The sequence below is a fragment of the Flavobacterium cutihirudinis genome, from assembly GCF_003385895.1.
Taxonomy (GTDB): domain Bacteria; phylum Bacteroidota; class Bacteroidia; order Flavobacteriales; family Flavobacteriaceae; genus Flavobacterium; species Flavobacterium cutihirudinis.
Genome location: NZ_QRDQ01000013.1, coordinates 120,730 through 141,575, shown reverse-complemented (window position 1 = coordinate 141,575; position 20,846 = coordinate 120,730). Strand labels below are relative to the sequence as shown.

The 20,846-nt window shown below is 35.1% G+C and carries 11 protein-coding genes; 4 read left to right on the top strand and 7 right to left on the bottom strand.

Going from position 1 to position 20,846, the window contains the following annotated elements:
• The first annotated feature begins 47 nt into the window (after positions 1-47).
• The 4 genes from BD847_RS20025 (at position 48) to BD847_RS20010 (ending at position 7,272) form a co-directional block, all read left to right on the top strand.
• The gene (locus BD847_RS20025) at positions 48-2,324 is read left to right on the top strand and encodes a GH92 family glycosyl hydrolase (protein WP_115890019.1); all 2,277 of its coding nucleotides are present in this window, start codon (positions 48-50) and stop codon (positions 2,322-2,324) included.
• 161 nt (positions 2,325-2,485) lie between these two features.
• Positions 2,486-4,768, top strand: coding sequence for a GH92 family glycosyl hydrolase (locus BD847_RS20020; RefSeq protein ID WP_115890018.1), 2,283 nt, complete (start codon positions 2,486-2,488; stop codon positions 4,766-4,768).
• A 4-nt stretch (positions 4,769-4,772) separates the two neighbouring features.
• On the top strand, positions 4,773-6,233 hold the full coding sequence (locus tag BD847_RS20015) for a glycoside hydrolase family 125 protein (protein ID WP_115890017.1): 1,461 nt from the start codon (positions 4,773-4,775) through the stop codon (positions 6,231-6,233).
• A 73-nt stretch (positions 6,234-6,306) separates the two neighbouring features.
• Positions 6,307-7,272: an ROK family protein gene (locus BD847_RS20010; protein WP_244201646.1), complete on the top strand. Its 966-nt coding sequence runs from the start codon at positions 6,307-6,309 to the stop codon at positions 7,270-7,272.
• Positions 7,273-7,366: 94 nt separating this feature from the next.
• Here the strand turns inward: BD847_RS20010 and BD847_RS20005 are convergent, their stop codons facing one another.
• The 7 genes from BD847_RS20005 to BD847_RS19975 form a co-directional block, all read right to left on the bottom strand.
• On the bottom strand, positions 7,367-8,638 hold the full coding sequence (locus BD847_RS20005; protein WP_115890016.1) for an acyltransferase family protein: 1,272 nt from the start codon (positions 8,636-8,638) through the stop codon (positions 7,367-7,369).
• 76 nt (positions 8,639-8,714) lie between these two features.
• Positions 8,715-11,711, bottom strand: a complete 2,997-nt coding sequence (locus tag BD847_RS20000) for a glycoside hydrolase family 3 N-terminal domain-containing protein (RefSeq protein WP_115890015.1) — start codon at positions 11,709-11,711, stop codon at positions 8,715-8,717.
• 63 nt (positions 11,712-11,774) lie between these two features.
• Positions 11,775-13,283, bottom strand: coding sequence for a sodium:solute symporter (locus BD847_RS19995; protein WP_115890014.1), 1,509 nt, complete (start codon positions 13,281-13,283; stop codon positions 11,775-11,777).
• A gap of 73 nt (positions 13,284-13,356) precedes the next feature.
• Positions 13,357-14,169: an N-acetylmuramic acid 6-phosphate etherase gene (gene murQ / locus BD847_RS19990; RefSeq protein WP_115890030.1), complete on the bottom strand. Its 813-nt coding sequence runs from the start codon at positions 14,167-14,169 to the stop codon at positions 13,357-13,359.
• 126 nt (positions 14,170-14,295) lie between these two features.
• Complete coding sequence (locus BD847_RS19985; protein WP_115890013.1) at positions 14,296-15,501, bottom strand: exo-beta-N-acetylmuramidase NamZ family protein; 1,206 nt, start codon at positions 15,499-15,501, stop codon at positions 14,296-14,298.
• Positions 15,502-15,755: 254 nt separating this feature from the next.
• The gene (locus tag BD847_RS19980; RefSeq protein ID WP_115890012.1) at positions 15,756-17,489 is read right to left on the bottom strand and encodes a RagB/SusD family nutrient uptake outer membrane protein; all 1,734 of its coding nucleotides are present in this window, start codon (positions 17,487-17,489) and stop codon (positions 15,756-15,758) included.
• Between the two features lie 25 nt (positions 17,490-17,514).
• On the bottom strand, positions 17,515-20,802 hold the full coding sequence (locus tag BD847_RS19975; protein ID WP_115890011.1) for a SusC/RagA family TonB-linked outer membrane protein: 3,288 nt from the start codon (positions 20,800-20,802) through the stop codon (positions 17,515-17,517).
• Between the last annotated feature and the right edge of the window lie 44 nt (positions 20,803-20,846).

Here is a 20,846-nt window from a genome sequence, read left to right as displayed (position 1 = left end):
ATCGTTTAACCAGCGGGCAATTTATGCAAATCAAATTATAAAAGAATATGTTTAAAAAATACAATAAAATAGCACTGAGCGGTATTATTGCTTTCCATTTATTGTTTGCTAATCCTGTAGTAGCACAGAAAAAAAATGTAAAACAAAATAATATTGATTACACAAAATATGTAAATCCGCTTATCGGATCTGCGGGGCACGGACACGTTTTTGTAGGAGCAAATGTACCTTTTGGAGCGGTTCAGTTAGGGCCGGTAAATATTTTTGAAGGTTGGGATTGGTGCAGTGGCTATAATTATGCAAGTAATACAATTTTAGGTTTTACACATACACATTTAAGTGGTACCGGAATTGGCGATTTAAATGATATCCTTTTATTACCCGTTTCCGGAAAAGTTCCGCTTTTTAAAGGAACAAAAGAAGATATGGTAAACGGTTATGGTTCTTATTTTTCACATGAAAATGAAGTTGTTAAGCCAGGTTATTACAGCGTTATACTTGATAAATACAAAATTAAAGCAGAAATGACAGCTTCGGAACGAGTTGGTTTTCATAAATATACTTTTAATAGTACTGCAGACGCTCATGTTTTATTAGATCTTGCCGATGGAGTGGGTTGGGATAAACCGGTAAAAACTTATATCAAAAAGATAAATGCAACTACACTTGCCGGATATCGTTTTTCTGAGGGATGGGCTACAGATCAGCGTATTTTCTTCACAATGGAATTTTCTGAACCAATTTCAAATTTGGCGTTGTACGATAATAAAACAGCAGTTTCAGGAAATGAGGGTGAAGGACTTCAAATCAAAGCGGTACTGGATTTTGCATCTTTAAAAAACAAACAAGTTTTAGTAAAAGTTGGAATTTCTCCTGTAAGTTCTGAAAACGCTTCCGCTAATATAAAAGCCGAAATCCCAAACTGGGATTTTGATAAAACGGTTAAAACGGCTACTTCAAAATGGAATGCTGAATTGAATAAAATTCAGATCACAGGAAATGATAAAACAATGAAGGTTTTCTACACTTCATTATATCACACCATGTTTGCGCCTTCCATTTTTAATGATGTAAACGGAGATTACAGAGGAACGGATAAAAAAGTATACGAAAAAGCAGATTTTACCAATTACACCACTTTTTCACTTTGGGATACTTATCGTGGTCTGCATCCATTGTACACAATAACACAAGCAGATAAAATCAATGATATTGTAAAATCATTTTTGGCTATTTATCAGCAGCAGGGAAGATTACCTGTTTGGCATTTAATGGGGAATGAAACAAACACGATGAACGGAAATCATTCGATTGCTGTAATTGCCGATGCTTATTTGAAAGGATACCGCGATTATGATGTGGAGTTAGCTTATGAAGCAATGAAAAAGACTGCAATGCAAACGCGCGACGGAATGGATTACGTTCAAAAATTGGAATATATTCCTGCCGATAAAATGTTAGAATCTGTTGGTAATGCTTTAGAATATGCTATTGATGATTATTCGATTGCACAAATGGCGAAAGCTTTAAACAAAACAGAAGACTACGAATATTTCTCGAAAAGAGCCAATTTGTACAAACTTTATTTCGATAAAGAAACCACATTCATGAGAGGTAAATTGACAAACGGAAATTGGAGAACTCCATTTAATCCGCTTTCGTCTGCACACCGAAAAGATGATTATGTTGAAGGAAATGCATGGCAATATACTTGGTTAGTTCCTCATGATCCTTATGGCTTAATTGATTTATTTGGAAGTGAAAGTAAATTTTTGAACAAATTAGATTCACTTTTTCAAATTACAGACAAAGTTGAAGGTGAAGAAATTTCTCCTGATATCAGTGGTTTAATTGGTCAATATGCGCAAGGAAATGAACCAAATCACCATATTCCATATTTATATGCTTTTGCTGGTGAACCTTGGAAAACGGCAAAATTAATCAGAGAAATTGATGATAAGTTTTATTCTACAAAACCTGACGGATTGTGTGGTAATGAAGACTTAGGTCAGATGTCGGCTTGGTACATTTTATCTTCAATGGGATTTTATTCTGTTAATCCTGCAAATGGAGTTTATGTTTTGGGAAGTCCATTAGTAAATACGGCAACAATTCATTATAAAAAAGGAATTTCATTTACAGTAAATGCAATTGATAATAGTGCAACCAATATTTATATTCAGAAAGCGGAGTACAACGGAAAGCCTTATTCAAAATCTTACATTACTCATGATATGATAGTGAAAGGCGGAGAGTTAAAATTGTATATGGGAAGTAAACCATCTGCAACATTTGGTGTAAAAAAAGAAGATAGACCGCTTTAGTTTTTAGTCGCAGTATCAGTTTACAGTTCCTGCAAGGTTTTTAAAACCTAGTAGGTATAATTTTAAGTGTCATTATTACTATAGTTTAGAAATTAGAGTTTTTGCAAAAAAATAAATACCTACAAGGTTTTAAAAACCTTGCAGGATAAAAAACACAGAATATGAAATTAAAGAGTTTAATTTTTTTAGGATTAATACAGTGTGGTATTGCCACGGCACAGGTTAAAACCTTAGATCCTGCGGAGTATGTAAACCCATTAATGGGAACACAATCTGTTCATAGTTTGTCAAACGGAAACACATATCCGGCAATCTGCAGACCTTGGGGAATGAATTTCTGGACACCACAAACAGGAAAAATGGGTGACGGATGGGCATACACGTACACGGCAGAAAAAATTAGAGGATTTAAGCAAACACATCAGCCATCACCTTGGATGAACGATTATGGTCAGTTTTCGATTATGCCTGTAACAGGGAAATTAGTTTTCGCGGAAGCGGAAAGAGCAAGCTGGTTCAGTCATAAAGCAGAGGTTTCAAAACCATATTATTATAGCGTTTATCTTGCTGATTATGATGTTACAACTGAAATTACAGCCACAGAACGAGCAGCACATTTTCAAATTACTTTTCCTGAAAATGAGCAATCTTCTATCGTAGTTGATGCTTTTGATAAAGGTTCTTATATTAAAATTATTCCATCAGAAAATAAAATCATCGGATATACAACACGCAATAGCGGTGGCGTTCCGGGGAATTTTAAAAATTATTTTGTACTTGTATTTGATAAACCGTTTACAACAAGCAGTACATGGAATGACAAAGGACTTGAAAAAAATAAATTAGAACTACAAGACGATCATGCTGGTGCTATTGTAACCTTTAAAACGAAAAAAGGTGAAATCGTAAATGTAAAAACAGCTTCTTCATTTATAAGCGCAGAGCAAGCAGAATTAAATTTGAAATCAGAATTAGGAAACGCTTCGTTTAAAGAAACAGTTGCCGCTTCTAAAAAAGAATGGAATAAAGTATTAGAAAAAATTACTGTAGAAAGTAATAATGAAGACCAATTAAAAACTTTTTATTCTTGTTTGTACCGTGCGACTTGTTTTCCTCAGAAACAATACGAAATCAACGCAAAAGGAGAAATTGTTCATTATAGCCCATACAACGGAAATATTTTACCGGGTTACATGTACGCTGGAACTGGATTTTGGGATACTTTCCGCGCATTATATCCATTGTTAAATTTGGTTTATCCTTCGATAAATAAGGAAATGCAGGAAGGTTTAATCAATGATTATAAAGAAGGTGGTTTTTTACCAGAATGGTCAAGTCCTGGATTTAGAAATGTAATGGTTGGAAACAATTCAGCTTCTGTAGTTTCTGATGCTTATATGAAAGGTTTAAGAGGATATGATATAAACACATTGTATGAAGCGTTGGTTCATGGAGCCAATAATGAAGGTCCGATGGATGCAGTTGGTAGAAAAGGAGTTTCCTATTATAATTCTTTGGGATATGTTCCTTATGATGTAAAAATTAACGAAAATGCCGCAAGAACACTTGAATATGCCTACGATGACTTTGCCATTTGGAAATTAGCGAAAGCTTTAAACCGTCCCAAAAAAGAAATCAGTTTGTTCGAGAAAAGAATGATGAACTATAAAAACTTATACAATCCTGAAGCGGGATGGATGAGTGGTAGAAATAAAGACGGAAGTTTTCCGGCAAATTTCAATCCATTAAAATGGGGAGATGCTTTTACGGAAGGTAATAGTATGCATTACAGCTGGAGCGTTTTCCATGATATTCAGGGATTAATTAATTTGATGGGTGGACAGAAAAAATTCACAGAAAAATTAGACGCTGTTTTTACAACACCACCAATTTTTGATGATAGTTATTACGGATCAGTTATTCATGAAATCCGCGAAATGCAGATTATGAATATGGGACAATATGCACACGGAAATCAGCCTATCCAGCATATGATTTACTTGTATAATTATGCAGGAGAACCTTGGAAAACACAATATTGGTCAAGAGAAGTTATGAATCGTTTATACCAACCTACTGCAGATGGATATTGTGGAGACGAAGATAACGGACAAACTTCGGCTTGGTATATTTTCTCTGCAATGGGATTTTATCCGGTTTGCCCGGCAACAGACGAATATGTTTTAGGTGCGCCATTGTTTAAAAAAATCAGTTTGCAATTAGAAAATGGTAAACAATTGATTATTAACGCGCCTAAAAATTCAGAAACAAACAAATACGTTCAGGATTTAAAATGGAATAATGCGAGTCATACCAAAAATTTCATTAATCATTCAGATGTTTTAAAAGGCGGGGAGCTAAATTTTGAGATGGGTGCTGAGCCAAATCTTCAAAGAGGAACCGCTGCAAGTGCTTTTCCATATTCTTATTCAACTTCAAAATAATACTATGCAATCACGTAGAAAATTTATAAAAAACGCCGGGATTTTTTCCGCCGGATTATTGGCGATTCAAACAGATGTTTTTGCGTCGCAGTCAGATACTTTTAATTTTGCCCTAAAAGATTTTATCAGTAAAAGACCTCCTTTGGCAGAACGAAAATTTACCAGTCCGGCTATTGAGGCGGCAATTGTTCGCATTAAAAAGCAAATTGCAAATCCTGAATTGGCGTGGTTGTTTGAAAACTGTTTTCCAAATACACTAGACACTACGGTTGATTTTGAAATTATAGACGGAAAACCTGATACATACGTAATCACCGGAGATATCGATGCAATGTGGCTTCGTGATAGTACAGCGCAAATCTGGCCTTATATTCCGTTTGTAAAAGAAGATAAAAAACTGGCAGAATTGGTAAAAGGAGTGATCAATCGTCAGGCAAAATGTATTCTTTTAGACCCTTACGCAAATGCTTTTTATAAAGATTTTAATCAGGTGAGCGAATGGAAAAACGACATGACGAAAATGCAACCTGGTATTCACGAGCGCAAATGGGAAATCGATAGTTTGTGTTATCCAATACGACTTGCTCACGGATACTGGAAAGAAACCGGAGATATTAGCCTTTTTGACAGTAAATGGAAAGAAGCAATGCTTTTGGTTTTGCAAACGTTCAAAGAACAGCAAAGAATGCATGACAAAGGGCCTTACAGTTTTCAGCGTGTAACGGCTTGGGCTACAGACGGTGTGCCATTAGGCGGTTACGGTTATCCTGTAAAACCATGCGGATTGATTGTTTCAACATTTAGACCTAGTGATGACAGTACATTATTCGGATACTTGATTCCGAGTAATATGTTTGCGATCGAGGTACTTGGATATCTTATCGAAATTTTCTCTTTACCAGCTTTAAAAGACAATGATTTGGTGGCTAAAGCCAAAGAATTACGCGATCAGGTTCAGAAAGGTTTAGAAGAAAATGGAATCATCGAGCATCCGAAATTTGGAAAAATCATCGCTTTTGAAGTTAACGGTTACGGAAGTTTTCATATGATGGATGATGCAAATGTTCCTTCATTACTTTCATTACCTTATTTAGGTGCAATTGAACCGGATAGTTCTCTTTATTTAAATACAAGAAAAGTAGTTTTGTCTGAAAATAATCCGTTTTTCTATAAAGGAAAAGCCGGAGAAGGAATCGGTGGGCCACATACAGGAACGGACACCATTTGGCCAATGAGTATTGTTTTAAGAGCAATTACAAGTGTTGACGAAAAAGAAATAAGACAATGTATCAGCAACCTGATTAAAACCAATGCAGATACTGGATTTATGCACGAATCCTTCCATAAAGACGATGTGACGAAGTTTACCCGAAAATGGTTTGCCTGGGCAAATACATTGTTTGGAGAAATGATTGTTCACACCAGTATAAAATATCCACAAATTTTAAAGGATAAAAATTTATAAAATCCGAGAGAATAAAAATAGAAGAAGCTTTTAAATAAGCTGTAGTTATAGTTTCAAAATGAAATTGAAGTTTATGAATGAAATGAAATTGGTGAGGCGAAAACCAGATTTTAAAAAATTAGATAAAACAGAAAAAATGAATAAAGAATATGCCGTTGGAGTTGACATTGGTGGAACACATATTACCGCAGCAATTATAGATATTGCGAATATGAAAATGATTGACTTTTCGGTACATAAAGAATCTTTTGATTCTAATTTACCAGTCGATCAGGTCATGAGCATTTGGGAAAAAGTGATTCGTATTTCAATCGAAAATTCTAAAGTTGAAGAAGTAAAAGGACTTGCCGTGTGCATGCCTGGTCCGTTTGATTATGCCAATGGACTTTGCTGGATAAAAGATCAATCGAAATATGAGCATTTCTATGGTAAGAATGTTCGTTATTTATTTCAGGGAACTCTTAATTTGTCCAACGAATTTCCAATTCTTTTCGAAAATGATGCCGTTTGTTTTGGAAAAGGAGAGGTTTTTAAAGATTCAGCAAACCTTACCAAAAAAGTTATGGCAGTAACGCTTGGTACAGGACTTGGTGCTTGTTTTATCGATAAAGGTGTTTCTGTGGCAGCAGGAGAATCAGTTCCGCATGACGGAGAAATTTACAATTTGCCTTTTAAAGAAGGTATCGCAGAAGATTATATTTCGACACGAGGTCTTTTAGGCGGATATAAAACTTTATCAGGAAAAGGCCTCAATAACGGTTTAGAACTTTATAATCTTGCAATAGCCGGAGACGAAATTGCCATAAAAGTTTTCGAACAAATGGGTGAGGATCTGGCCGAAGTTACAAGCCCTTGGTTAAATAAATTTGGTGCAGATCATTTTATTATCGGCGGAAAAATTGCAAACGGAAGCGAATTTTTTCTTCCTGGTTTCAATAAAAAAATTAAAGAAAACAATCTTGAAGTAAGCGTTTTAGTTTCAACAGATAATGAAGCTGCTGCTTTACTTGGAGCTGCAAGTATGCTTTATACTTTATAGTTTAAATTATTAAAGGATTTTATATCTGCATAAAAAAAGAGTCTACAGAAGTAGACTCTTTTTTTTACAAAAAAAATAAATAACAAGAAGTGAATTAAACTTTAAAAATTAATTTCTTTTTGTAAAAAATCCACAATATCACTGACCAAAATATAGCATACAGAATGGCATAAGCCAAAGAGGAGTTCAGTGGATTTTCAAAACAAGGAACAATTCCATGTTCGTAGATATATGCCTGAAGTCCAATTTCTTCGCCTCCAGTTTCAGGATTCGCAACTTTTATGGAACTTAAAACTCTCGGTATTATTCCTGAAAAGAAAAAGACAATCATTGGGTTTACGCCCCAGATCAAAAATAATTTTGTCCACTTTTTATAACCTTTAATATCGATTATATAGTAGAGGAGCGTTAGACATATTGTAGCAATTCCTGCAGTATATAATACGTAAGAACTTGTCCATAATGATTTGTTTATCGGGAAGAAAATATTCCAGATTAATCCGCCAATTAATAACGATGTTCCCACTATTGCAGCTTTTTTTACAATTTCAATTTTGGAAATCTGAAGATTAAGAATTTGTCCAATAAATATTCCGAGAATTCCGGTGCCAATTGCGGGTAAAGTACTTAAAATCCCTTCCGGATCCCAGGTTTTAGACGATGCCCATAAATGCCCGTTTAAAAGTGTATTGTCTACCGATGCAGCAAGATTGGTTCCTTTATCAAAATTAGCAGGGCCAAATCCGGGAACAGGAACGCAAGCCATCAATACCCAATAGCCTAGTAAAAGTGTTGCCACAACCAAAAGCTGCGTATTTAAATTTGTTTTTAAATATAAAAGAGAAGAAAAGAAATAAACGATAGCAATTCGTTGTAAAACACCTGGTATTCTGGTATCTTCAAAATGTTCCAGACCGCTGAATGATAGCGAAATTAGTATTAGAAATACACTTACAGCCAGAATGGTTTTTACTTTCATTGAAAAATTTCCCAAAAGCGCATAAGCAACAGCAAAAGCAATAATTAACCTCAACGCTAATAACGGAATCCCTTCCAGACCAAATAAATGTATTCTGCTGAAAACGCTCAAAAACAATCCTAAACAGAAAATACGAAGCGAACGAACTAAGATTTTATTAAAAACGCTTCCGTCAAAATGTTTTACCGGCATTGCAAACGGAATTGCAGTTCCCATTATAAAAACAAAAAAAGGGAAAACTAAATCGGTTGGAGTACAGCCATGCCATTCAGCATGTTCTAAAGGTGGGTAAATAGAAGCCCAGCTTCCCGGATTATTGACAATTGTCATCAATAAAATGGTAAAACCTCTAAATACATCTAGTGAAGTTAAACGTTCTTTTGTCATTGGGTTTTATAGTTTATGGTTGATAGTTTATGGTTGATAGTTTATGGTTTGGAATTTGGAATTTAAAATTTGGAATTTATTTAATAATTGCGTCCTGAATTATTTGTTGAATTTCTTCTCTGATTTTTCCTTTGGCTAATTTGTTTTCGTCGTTAACTACTTCAGGATACGTTCTGTTGGATAGGAATACATATACAATTTCGGTTTCCGGATCAGCCCAAGCCATGTTTCCTGTAAAACCAGTATGACCGAAACTAGCTTCAGAAACACAGTCGCAAGTTGGTCCGCCTTTATGCACTCTTTTATCAAATCCTAAACCTCTTAAAACACCTTGATTTTTGTAATAACAAGTATTAAAAGCGTCGAAAGTTTGTGGAGAAAAGTACTGAATACCGCCATAATTCCCTTTTTGCAAAAACAGCTGCATCATTTTGGCAACATCCATACTGTTAGAAAAAATTCCGGCGTGACCGGCAATTCCGCCTTCCATAGCGGCAGCCATATCATGAACATAACCCTGTATTACCTGATGTCTGAAATAAGTATCAATTTCGGTAGGAGCGATGTCGGTTTTATTAAATCTATTTAACGGATTATACGTTGTATAATTCATTCCCAATGTGCTGTAGAAGTTTTCCTGACTCAAATCTTCTAATTTTTTATGGGTTTTTCTTTCTAAATATTCTTTCAGAATGATGAAAGTAAAATCACTGTATTTGTATTCTTTTTTTGAAGATAACGGACTTTTAGCAATGATTTTCATAATCGTATCCTGATAATCATTTCTCAGGAAAAGACTATCGGCGACTTTGGTAGAAAATTTACTGTCGGCTACTTTTTTATAATATTTTTCAGAAGGCTGATTGTTTTTATCTAAAGTTGCTTTGTAAAACGGAATCCAAGCCTGAAGTCCTGCGTAATGATTCAGCAAATCTTTAAAAATGATATTTTCTTTATTAGTTTTTGCAAAAAACGGAACCATATCTTTTAATTTGGTATCCAGCGTCACTTTATTTTTATCATAAAGCTGCATTACATTCGGAAGCGTTGAAATCATTTTTGAAATGGAAGCCACATCATATAAATCCGAATTGGTCACTTTTTTTCCGTTTTCATAGGTTTGCGCTCCGTACGATTTCTGAAAAATTACGTTTCCTTTTCTGGCAACCAAAACCTGCATTCCCGGAGTCATTTTTCCGTCAATTGCTTTTTGTGCAACCGCATCGATTTTCGATAAAACAGACGGATTCATACCAACATTTTCCGGAGCGGTAAAAGCCAGTCGGTTTATTTTTTCGGTTGACAAACCATCATTTACATGGAAAGAATCATTAATAGAAACGGGTAATTTTCCCTTGGCTCCAATTGCTCCAAAAAGCAATTCTGCCGAAACAACCTGACTGATATCAGAGTTTTGATAAGACACTACTAAACCTTCAATATCATCAAAATCAGTAATTGATAACAGCGAATAAGGTTTTGCAAAAATGTCCAGAATTACTTTATTGTGTTTGGCAATTTCTTTCAGCCAAAGCATTTCCTGTAGTGTAAATTCTTGTTTTTCCCAAGCTTTATTTACTTTGTGAAAGCTGATAATTACCTTATCAAACTTTTTTAATTCCTTATTTAAACTGTCAAGATTGGTGTCTTTAACTTCTACGATTTCCGTGTATTTTTTTAAAGTAGAAATAAAAGTGGAGTTAGTGTCTTCGCCCAGTTTTACGTAAGCGATTTTTTCGCTTAAATCTTTTATAGGAAGTATTTCTTTTTCATTCTTTAAAATAGTAATCGCATTTTCATATAGTTTGTAATGCAAAGCATCATTCTCTGAAGGATTTAAATCATTGTAAATATTAGCCATATCGATTGGCTTGTATTTGTTTAATCCCACTTTGTATTTATAGTGCAATATTTTTTTTACCGAATGTGCCAATCTTTCTTCTGTAATCACTTTTTCGTTGTAAGCTGTTACAAGTTTTTCAAAAGCTACAGGTACATTTTCCGGACAAAGTAAAATGTCATTTCCGGCAAGAATAACAGCAATTTCTAAATCTCCCGGACCTTTGAAATTTGCTGCGCCTTTCATTGCAAGGCCATCTGTAAAAATCAATCCGTTGAAACCTAATTCTTTTTGAAGCAAGTTTGTAACCACATTATAAGAAGCAGATGACGGACAGTTTGGCTGTGATTCTAAACTCGGAATATTAAGGTGCGCGACCATAACAGAAGCCAAACCTTCGTCAAACATTTTTTTGTACGGATACAATTCGACCAAGTCCAAACGTTCTTTAGAAAAACTTACAGTTGGTAATGCATGATGCGAATCGGTTGAAGTGTCTCCGTGTCCGGGAAAATGTTTTCCGGTACAAAGTACGCCGTTACCTTGAATTCCTTTCATTAACGCAATGGCTTTGTCAGTTACATTGACTTTGTCTTCTCCAAAAGAACGATTTCCGATAATAGGATTTTTGGCATTCGTATTAATATCCAAAACTGGCGCAAAATTAAAATGAACGCCAATTCGCTTGTTTTCGGCAGCCATATTTCTCCCTACTTTTTCAATCAAACTCAAATCCTGAATCGCGCCCAAAGTCATATTCCAAGGATAACGGTAAGTTGAGTCCAATCGCATTGCCAATCCCCATTCTGCGTCAATACCTACAAACAAAGGAACTTTAGCTTTTGATTGGTGTAAATTCGTTAGTTTCGCCTGACGAACCGGACCGCCCTGAAAGAAGATTACGCCACCCACTTTATAATCGGAAACCAATTTATTGATCTCGTTTACATGAATTGAATCTTTGTTGGAGTAGGCAGAGACCATAAAAAGTTGTCCAATTTTTTCCTGTACAGACATTTTATTGTAAATGCTGTCTACCCAAGCCGTTTCTTTATCAGAATCTTTAAAAAAGGTTTTTCGTTCTAGTTGTCCTTTCGGAGTATAAACTACAGTATCTTTTACTGGAATTTCTTTTTTTTCCGTGGCAACGGATTTATCTTTTTTTGAAGCGCAATTTATTATCAGAAATAGGAAAGAGGCGTATAGGGTTATCTTTATGAAGGAATTTTTCATATCATGTTTTTTTCGGCAAATGGATTCTAAATGATTTAGAATTTTAGTTATAGAGAAATGTTTTTAGAAAGAAACCTGTTCACTGCTTCGTGAACTAGTCAGGAATAATCCTAAGTAAGTCAACAAACCGTTTAGTAGAATTAATTCATTATCAAATACATATCCTGAAAATAATAGTGTCGAATTTTCATTTATTAAATAGGTAAAGAAAGGAGACAAAAGGCATATAAAAGGCACCAATTTGTCATTTACATGTCTTGTTTTCTGAAACAAACCAAAAGCATATAATCCTAATAGCGGTCCGTAAGTATACGAAGCAACCTTGAAAATCATTCCCACAACCGAGCTGTCATTGATGGTATTAAAAATAAGGATGATAAAGAAAATTAAAGCCGAAAAACTGATATGAACCAAATGTCTTACGCGTACTGTATTTTTCTTGTCACTGTTTTCAGCTTTGTCCATACCTAAAAAATCTACACAAAATGAAGTAGTCAAGGCCGTTAATGCCGAATCGGTAGTGGCAAATGTTGCAGCAATAATTCCAAGCAAAAATACAATTGCCGGAATTGTCGCTAAATGATTTAGTGCTATTTCAGGGAAAAGTAAATCGGTTCTTGGTTTTCCGGTAACCAAATCAACAGGAATCGAAATTCCGTTTTTATTGGCATAAATGTATAAAAGTGCACCAACGCTTAAAAAGAAAATATTAATTACCACGAAGATTCCAGTAAAAGTGAACATATTTTTTTGTGCTTCGCCAATATTTTTGCAGCTCAGATTTTTTTGCATTAAATCCTGATCAAGTCCGGTCATTGCTATGGTAACAAACATTCCTCCAATAATTTGTTTTATAAAGTGGAATTTGCTTCCCATAAAATCATCAAAGAAAAATATTTTCGAGTAATTACTGTTTTTTACTTCCTCAAAAGCAGTAATGGCGCTTAAATCCATACGATCGCAAATAAAATAAATAGTAAGGAAAACCGATGTAACCAAGAAAAACGTTTGTAAAGTATCAGTGATAATAATAGTTTTCAATCCGCCTTTATACGTGTATGAAAAAATAAGAAGCAGAGAAATCATTACTGTAAAAGCAAAAGGAATATGAAAATAATCAAATACGAAACGTTGTAAAACAATCACAACCAAATAAAGTCGGAACGCAGAACTGATGGTTCTACTGATCAAGAAAATAGAAGCAGCTGTTTTGTAGCTGTAAAATCCCATTCTTTTTTCGATATAACCGTAAATAGAAGTTAGATTCATTCGGTAATACAACGGCAATAATAATTTTGTAATTACAATAAAACCAATTGCGTTACCCAATACAAACTGAAAATATTTGAATTGTTCGCCGCTCGCCGCCCCAACTTCTCCGGGAACAGATATAAATGTTACACCTGAAAGTGCAGTTCCAATCATCCCAAAAGCAACTAAATACCATTTTGAGTTTTTGTTGGCAGTAAAAAAAGCATCATTTCCACTGTCTTTTTTGCTTACGCGATAAGAGATGTAGAATAATGTTCCGAAATAAATTAGGATGAGAAGAAGGATTGTACTTGGTGTCATTTTATAGCTTTGGTTTTTTGGATTCTTTTATAAATCTATAAAAGATTTTGTATAGTTTTAGATTTCCGGTTTTTTATTTATGTGCCAATAAAACCGCTCTTACACTTTTGTGTTTGTGCAATAATTCTTCGGCCAAATCATGTTCAATATCAAGTTCTTCCATAATCATTTTGATAGCGCGTTTTACTAATTTTTCATTAGAAAGTTGCATATCGACCATTTTATTACCTTTTACTTTTCCTAATTTAATCATTACCGAAGTAGAAATCATATTTAAGGTCAGTTTTTGAGCTGTTCCTGATTTCATTCTCGTACTTCCGGTTAAAAATTCAGGTCCAACAATTAATTCAATTGGATAATCGGCTTCTTGGGCAATAAGTCCGTTGCTGATACACGAAATACTTCCGGTTTTAATATTATGTTCTTTCGCTTTTTTCAAAGCTCCCAAAACGTAAGGTGTGTTTCCAGACGCTGCAATTCCTATAATCATGTCCAAACTTGAAATTTCATATTTGGCTAAATCTTTCCAGGCTTGTTCTGTATCGTCTTCGGCATTTTCAACCGCTTTTCTGATAGCGGTATCGCCACCGGCAATAATTCCGATAATCATATCATGTGGTACGCCAAATGTAGGTGGACATTCTGATGCGTCTAAAATTCCAATTCTCCCTGAAGTTCCTGCTCCAATATAAAACAATCGGCCACCTAATTGCATTTTTTTGACAATTGCCTTAACCAGTTTTTCGATTTTAGGAATTTGCTCTTCAATAATATCCGGTACCTTTTTGTCTTCTGTATTAATGTTGGTAAGAAGTTCTTTCACGCTCATTTGATCCAAGTCTTTGTACAAAGATTCTTGTTCAGTTTCAGGATTTTTATTTTTCATTTTTCTTTTTTTTTTGATTTTTGAAACCAAAATTCTTTCGAACAATTGATTTCATTATTTTGCATTAATAGTTTCTATTTTTATGGAAAAAATAGCTGAATTTGGGAAAATTATTGAATTAAGGGATTATTTATAAATCAGATATTTTGTTCGCATTTTTTTGAAAGCTTCAAGATCTTTCTGCCAAGTTTTTCTAATCTCAGTTTCAGAAACTCCACTTTCAATTTGTTGTTGTAATTTTTTTGTTCCGGCAAGTTTGGTGAAAAAAGCGTTGAAGAATTTAGTTTTGTCACTTGTATTCTGATAAGCTTTGATCAACCATTTTAATTCGAGTTGTTTTAGTTTTGGATATTTCGTTAAATCTTCACCAAAACACTCTTTTCCGTTGTATAAAGGATCTTTAGCTCCAAAGTTTGGTTTCGGCGTAAAGCTAAAAGTTGTGTTTTTTAAAAAAGGCGAACCATAAATTTGAAATTGCGTTTCAGTTCCGCGCCCCATACTTACGTTCGTTCCTTCAAAAAGGCATAAACTTGCGTAAAGATTTATCGACTGATCGTTTGGTAAATTTGGAGATGGTTTTGCCAATAAACTGTATTCCATTTTTCTATTGTAATCCGTACACGGAATAACAGTCAGTTTACATTGTGCGCCGTCTTTTAGCCATTTTTCACCATTAACCATTTGTGCATATTCGCCAATGGTCATTCCGTGAAGAAGCGGAATAGGGTGCATGCCGACAAAACTGGTGAATTCTTTTTCTAAAAGCGGTCCGTCTACAATACTTCCATTCGGATTTGGTCTGTCCAGAATTAATAACGGAACATTATTTTCGGCGCAAGCCTCCATAACATAATGCAAAGAAGAAATATAAGTGTAGAAACGTGCACCAACATCCTGAAGATCAAAGATCATAATGTCAATTTCTGCTAATTGTGCTGCTTTTGGTTTTTTGTTGTCTCCATAAAGCGAAATAATAGATAATCCCGTTTTTGGGTCTTTTCCGTCAACGATATGTTCCCCTGCATCGGCTGTTCCTCTAAAACCGTGTTCCGGAGCAAAAATGGTTTGAAGATTGATTTTTTTCTCAATTAAAAAATCAACGACATGTGTTTTGTCTGATAAAATTCCCGTTTGATTTGTAACAATCCCTACTTTTTTATCTTTCAGTAATGGCAAATATTTTTCGTAATTATCTGCTCCGGTTTTAATTACAGAAGCATTAATTTCTTTTGTGTTGTTTGTTGTTGTAACTGGTAAAATTGTAGTTGCGAAAGATGGAGTGTAAAATAAAGACGTTACAATAAGGGTGCTTTTTGCTATAAATTTTATCATTTTAAATACAGTTAATAGTTAAAGACAAAAATGAACTAAATAAAATTAGAATAGTATTGTGATGTATAATGTTATTGGCAGATTGGGGATCTGATATTTTTAGAAATACACCTGAATGTTCAGGGTAGAATTTTATTTGATCTTTTGTCTTTTCCTAAGTGGTTAGAAAAAAGTATTTTAAAATACTACCTTCAGAATAACTGATTCCGAAGGTAGTGTAAAATATGTTGGTTATTTCTTTAAAAAAGAAGGTTTTACCAACCTGGGTTTTGTTTTAATTCAACACCCTGAGCTTTATACAAATCAATATCGTTTGTTGGGATATTCATTAAATAATGTTTTGCTTCAAAGGTTCTGGTACTTGCAGGGTATATTTTTACATAACCATTTGCATCAACCTGAGTTTGCGATCCAACCGGAGTTCCAATTCTTGCACCAAGATTTACATCAGGATTTTTTGAAGTATCTAAATAGTCACCTTTTTTCCAACGGTAAATATCAGCTTGTCTCAAAGTTGTCCAGCTCATAAATTCGATTTGACGCTCACGACGAACTTCCCAAATTAAAGGACTAACCACACCAGAAATTTGCTCTAAAGCAGAAGTTCTTCTTGGGTCATTAATTAGTACACCATTTGCAGAAGCATTAATTCCGTTTGTAGTTAACGGTGCGATTCCAGCGCGGGCACGTACTTTATTAATCGAAATATCAAGGTCATTGTTTGTTGCTGTACCAAGTTCGGCACAAGCTTCGGCATAATTTAAATATACTTCACTCAATGTAAATAATGGAGCATCAGTATAGTTACGTCCACCAGTTGTAACATCCGGGCCACTTGTTGCAGGGTTGTTGTATAATTCGAATACATAACCAGACATTGAAACCAATGCTGCTGTACCAAAAGGTTTTCCTTTGTAACCGTAATTCGTTGTATTTACTGTTTTACCAAAACGAGGATCTCTGTTTGCAAATGTTTTAGTAATATCATCATCACCTTGATATTGTGCATTTCCAGATTGCTGAATTGGTAATCCATTTGTAGTTACATAACTATCAGCTGCCCATTTTGTAATACCATACTGAATTGTTGACGTATTGGTATAGTTTTGAAGCGAATGCATCAAGACGTTTGTTAAATAACGTTTTGCCAATATCACTTCTGAATTTCCAAGTAATTCAACAGAGTTGTAAAGTGATTTCCAGTCTGCATTTAATTTATAACTTGGATTGTTCATGATGGCTAAAGAAGCAGTTTTAGCTTTGTTAAGATAAGCGCTTCCGTCTTGACCTAAATGGTATTTTCTGTAAGTCCCTTCATAAATACAAGCGTTGCTTAAAGCTGCATAAGCTGTGTATTTATTTGCTGTAGCATTTTTATCATCAGATACAAGCATCAAGTTGGCAGCTTCTTCTAATTCAGCAATAACTTTGTCCATTACTTGCGCTCTAGGCATTGAAGGAGCATAAACTTCAGGAGCATCCTGAGCTAAATATTTATCCGTATAAGGGACATCTCCAAATTTTTGAACCAAACGGAAATAAGTATACGCTCTGAAAAATTTAGCAACTCCAAGATAGTGGTTCTTTTTTTCTGCAGACATGCTTACCGTTGGAACTTTTTCCAACATAAGATTACAACGACGGATAAGCGTATAATACTCATTCCAAGAGTAAACATTTGTAGTTGCAGCAGTTACCGGCATTTGGTAGAAAGTAAATGCTGATAAGTTGTCATCTACTCTGTAATCAGATCCATGATAGTAGAAAAAAGAAAGTCCGATTGTGGTTCCGTTTCCATAACCATAAAAAGTATCATAGTTAAGCCATGAAAAGGTTTTTACGTTATCTTCTGACTGCCAAAAGTTATCATTTGTAAATTTATCTGCAGGATCATCAGTAAGATAATCTGAACAGCTAACTGCGCTTCCTGCTAATAAAGCAGTTGCAAACATTAGCAGAAACTTAGATTTTATATTGTATTTTTTCATTGTATAAGTTTTGAATAGTTAGAGATTAGAAAGCGATATCAACACCAACTGACCATGTTTTTGTGTAAGGATAAGCTCTTCCCCAGAAAACTTCTGTTTCGTCGATTTCAGGGTCAACCGGAAGACGTTTGTCAGCCCATGTTGCAATATTTTCACCTGAAGTATATAATCTTACTTTTTCTAATCCTGCTTTTTTCACAAGAACTGTTGGCAAATTATAACCAATAGTAAAGTTTTTAAGACGGAAATAAGACATGTCTAACAAGTATCTTGTTGAGGTAACAAAGTTGTTTTGTCCATTAGTTCCAGAACCAAAAGTATTTGCTTCATTTCCATAATAAGGATTTGGGAAATAAGCACCAGTGTTTTCCGGAGTCCAGTAATCTGCCTGGTTTGCATACATTTGCTGAGGAGCACGATAGAAAGGCAATACAGCATCAGAAGCAGCCCAGTAATCACGTTTTCCAACTCCCTGGAAGAAAGCAGAAATATCAAATCCGCGGAATTTACCACCTAATGTGATACCATATCTGTAACGTGGAGTTGAGTTACCAATTTTTTTCAAATCTCCGTGATCGTCAGCAGTTCCTGCTCCACGAGTAATTGCTCCATCGCCGTCTACATCTACATAGTGAACGTCTCCCGCTCCGTATTTAAAGTTTCCACCCATTGTTTTAGAGTAGTCAACGCCATTTACTGTTTTACCATTGTTAGTAATTACATCATCAGCCTGAAGAAGTCTGTCACTGGTTAATCCCCAGATTTGACCAATTTCGAAACCATCATAATAAGGTCTTGTATCCGGTGTTACTAAAGCTAATAATTTAGAAGTGTTGTTCCATTTTGTAATAACCGATTTAGAATCAGATAAAGCAAGATCTACGAAAAATGAAGCAGTTTCGCTCAATTCTTTGTTAAAGTTCAATGAAAGCTCCCAACCTTTAGTTCTCATGTTTCCTGAGTTAGTCTGTGCAGAACTCTGTCCAAATGAACCCGGAAGTGTTATACCCGGAGCAAGCATTCCTTTTGTATCACGCTGATACCAGTCAAAAGAAGCACCAAGCATATCAAATATTTTAACATCGACACCAACATCTTTAGTCAATACTTTTTCCCAAGTTAATGCAGGGTCTACGTTTGTTGGTAAATCAGTAGAAGGCGGAATTGTAGCGCCACTATTTACCCAAGAAGGATTTTTAGCATTCATGATTGCTAAGAAAGCATTGTTTCCAACATTCTGGTTACCGATAGATCCTATAGATCCACGCAATTTAAGGTCGTTCAACCAGCTGCGTGTTCCTTCCATAAATTTCTCGTTTACAATTTTGTATCCTACAGAAGCAGAAGGGAAGAATCCCCATTGTTCGTTAGTTGGGAATCTTGAAGAACCATCGTAACGAGCGTTAAGCTCAACTAAATAAATTCCGTTGTAATCATAATTTACACGCCCAAAGAAACCTGCAATTGAGTATTCTGTTACCGTTGGATTTAAATCTTTGTTTGCAGCTCCAGAAACAAATTGCTCACCTACAGCAAGGTTAAATTCTGGTTTAGATTTGTCCAAAAGTGTATTTCTTCTTGCATAATTACGAGAGAAATTCTGCCACTCCGAGTTGAAACCAGCTAAGAATTTGAAATTATGCTTGTCAAATTGTTTTTTGTAGTTACCATAAATGTTCACAACATTTGTTGTTGACTCTTGTTTTGACTGTCCTACAAAGTCATTTCCTGTTTCAAGCGTTGCAGGTACAGCAGTTTGAATTGTAGTAGCATCGTATGGCATTGAAGACCAGCTGTCCCACGCTAAGAATTTACCACCGTTTTGTTTTCTGTTGTAATAGTCGTTTACGCTGCTTACTTCAGTGATAAGATTTAAATCTTTTGTAATATCTGCAGTAAATCTTGCGCTTAGCCTTGTATTACGTCTATTGTTTTCATTTCGTGAAGCATTAGATAAATATCCTCCCGCAGTACGGAAATTGTATCCTCTGTATGTTCCAAAATTTGGGAAATATTGCCCCCAACGAAGTGCATAACCAAAATATCCACCGTAGCCAGTATCATCAGTTCCAGAACCACCATAGTAGTTAAAAGGCTGATCGTAAGAGCTGTTGATTGTCATTACTTTGAAATCTCCAGTAAGCCAATCCGCTAATTTTGTTGTAAAACCTAAATTGATGTTGATTCTTTGTCTTTTTTCCTGATTCACTCTTAACATACCATCTTGGTTTGTAAGTCCGAATGAAGCGAAGAATGAACTTTTATCTCCTAAATTACCTTGCGCAGAAACATTGTGAGTTGTTTGTAGCGCATCTTTTGCATATAATTCTTTGTTGGCATCCCAAACTCTGTAAAAATAAGGAACACCATTTTTTATCTCCCAATCTTCTCCGTAAACCATTTCACGGCTTGTACGATTGTTTTCGTATTTTTCTTTCCAGTTTTTAATTCCGTCTAATAAAATGCTGTAGTTCTGACCAAAAATCTCCGGTGTTGAACCATCTGTTCTTGTTCCAGCTGCAATTAATCCTGGAATTTCTTCTGTTGGATCTAAGAATTTAAGCGTAGAAATTGGGTTAGTAAAAGCAGTATTGGCAGAATAAGAAAATTTCACTTTTCCTTCGCCTGTTTTTCCTCCTTTTGTTGTAATAAGAACAACACCAAAAGCAGCACGAGCACCATAAATAGATGCAGAAGCAGCATCTTTAAGTACAGACATCGTCGCAATATCATTCGGATTGATCAATGATAAATCTGTAGGAACACCGTCTACTAATATTAATGGATCATCAGAACCGTTAACAGTACCAGCTCCACGAATGTTAATTTTTGCGGCGCGATTAATGTTTCCTGAGTTAAAATTAATGTTTACACCTGGTGTAGTTCCTTGCAAAGCTTTACTAACATCTGTAAGCGGTCTGCTTCCAATAGTTTTAGCTACATCGATTGAGGCAACAGCTCCAGTTAAGTTTGTTTTCTTTTGAGAAGAGAATCCTACGACTACAACTTCGTCAAGTTTTGAAGTGCTTTCAGAAAGCTCGACATTAATTTTTTGTTGTCCTTCGACTTTTACTACAGAGGTTTCAAACCCCATATAGCTAAAAGCAAGGCTTCGTCCTGGTGCGATGCTGATGCTGTAGTTTCCATCAAAATCAGTGGTTGTACCGTTTGATGTCCCCTGAATCAGGACCGTAACTCCAGGAATTGGAATTCCATCTGATTTGCTTTTTACTGTTCCAGTAATTGTTTTTGCTTGTCCAAATGCTGTTTGAATGCACAAAACCAACACTGTAATAAAGAGTAATTTTTTCATGATTAATCTGGTTTTTTATGGTTGTTGTTGAGCAAATATATTTA

Excerpts from the sequence above, each read along its gene's own strand:
- BD847_RS20025 (WP_115890019.1), top strand. The coding sequence starts at position 48 with ATGTTTAAAAAATACAATAAAATAGCACTGAGCGGTATTATTGCTTTC.
- BD847_RS20020 (WP_115890018.1), top strand. The coding sequence starts at position 2,486 with ATGAAATTAAAGAGTTTAATTTTTTTAGGATTAATACAGTGTGGTATT.
- BD847_RS20015 (WP_115890017.1), top strand. The coding sequence starts at position 4,773 with ATGCAATCACGTAGAAAATTTATAAAAAACGCCGGGATTTTTTCCGCC.
- BD847_RS20010 (WP_244201646.1), top strand. The coding sequence starts at position 6,307 with ATGAATGAAATGAAATTGGTGAGGCGAAAACCAGATTTTAAAAAATTA.
- BD847_RS20005 (WP_115890016.1), bottom strand. The coding sequence starts at position 8,638 with ATGACAAAAGAACGTTTAACTTCACTAGATGTATTTAGAGGTTTTACC.
- BD847_RS20000 (WP_115890015.1), bottom strand. The coding sequence starts at position 11,711 with ATGAAAAATTCCTTCATAAAGATAACCCTATACGCCTCTTTCCTATTT.
- BD847_RS19995 (WP_115890014.1), bottom strand. The coding sequence starts at position 13,283 with ATGACACCAAGTACAATCCTTCTTCTCATCCTAATTTATTTCGGAACA.
- murQ (WP_115890030.1), bottom strand. The coding sequence starts at position 14,169 with ATGAAAAATAAAAATCCTGAAACTGAACAAGAATCTTTGTACAAAGAC.
- BD847_RS19985 (WP_115890013.1), bottom strand. The coding sequence starts at position 15,501 with ATGATAAAATTTATAGCAAAAAGCACCCTTATTGTAACGTCTTTATTT.
- BD847_RS19980 (WP_115890012.1), bottom strand. The coding sequence starts at position 17,489 with ATGAAAAAATACAATATAAAATCTAAGTTTCTGCTAATGTTTGCAACT.
- BD847_RS19975 (WP_115890011.1), bottom strand. The coding sequence starts at position 20,802 with ATGAAAAAATTACTCTTTATTACAGTGTTGGTTTTGTGCATTCAAACA.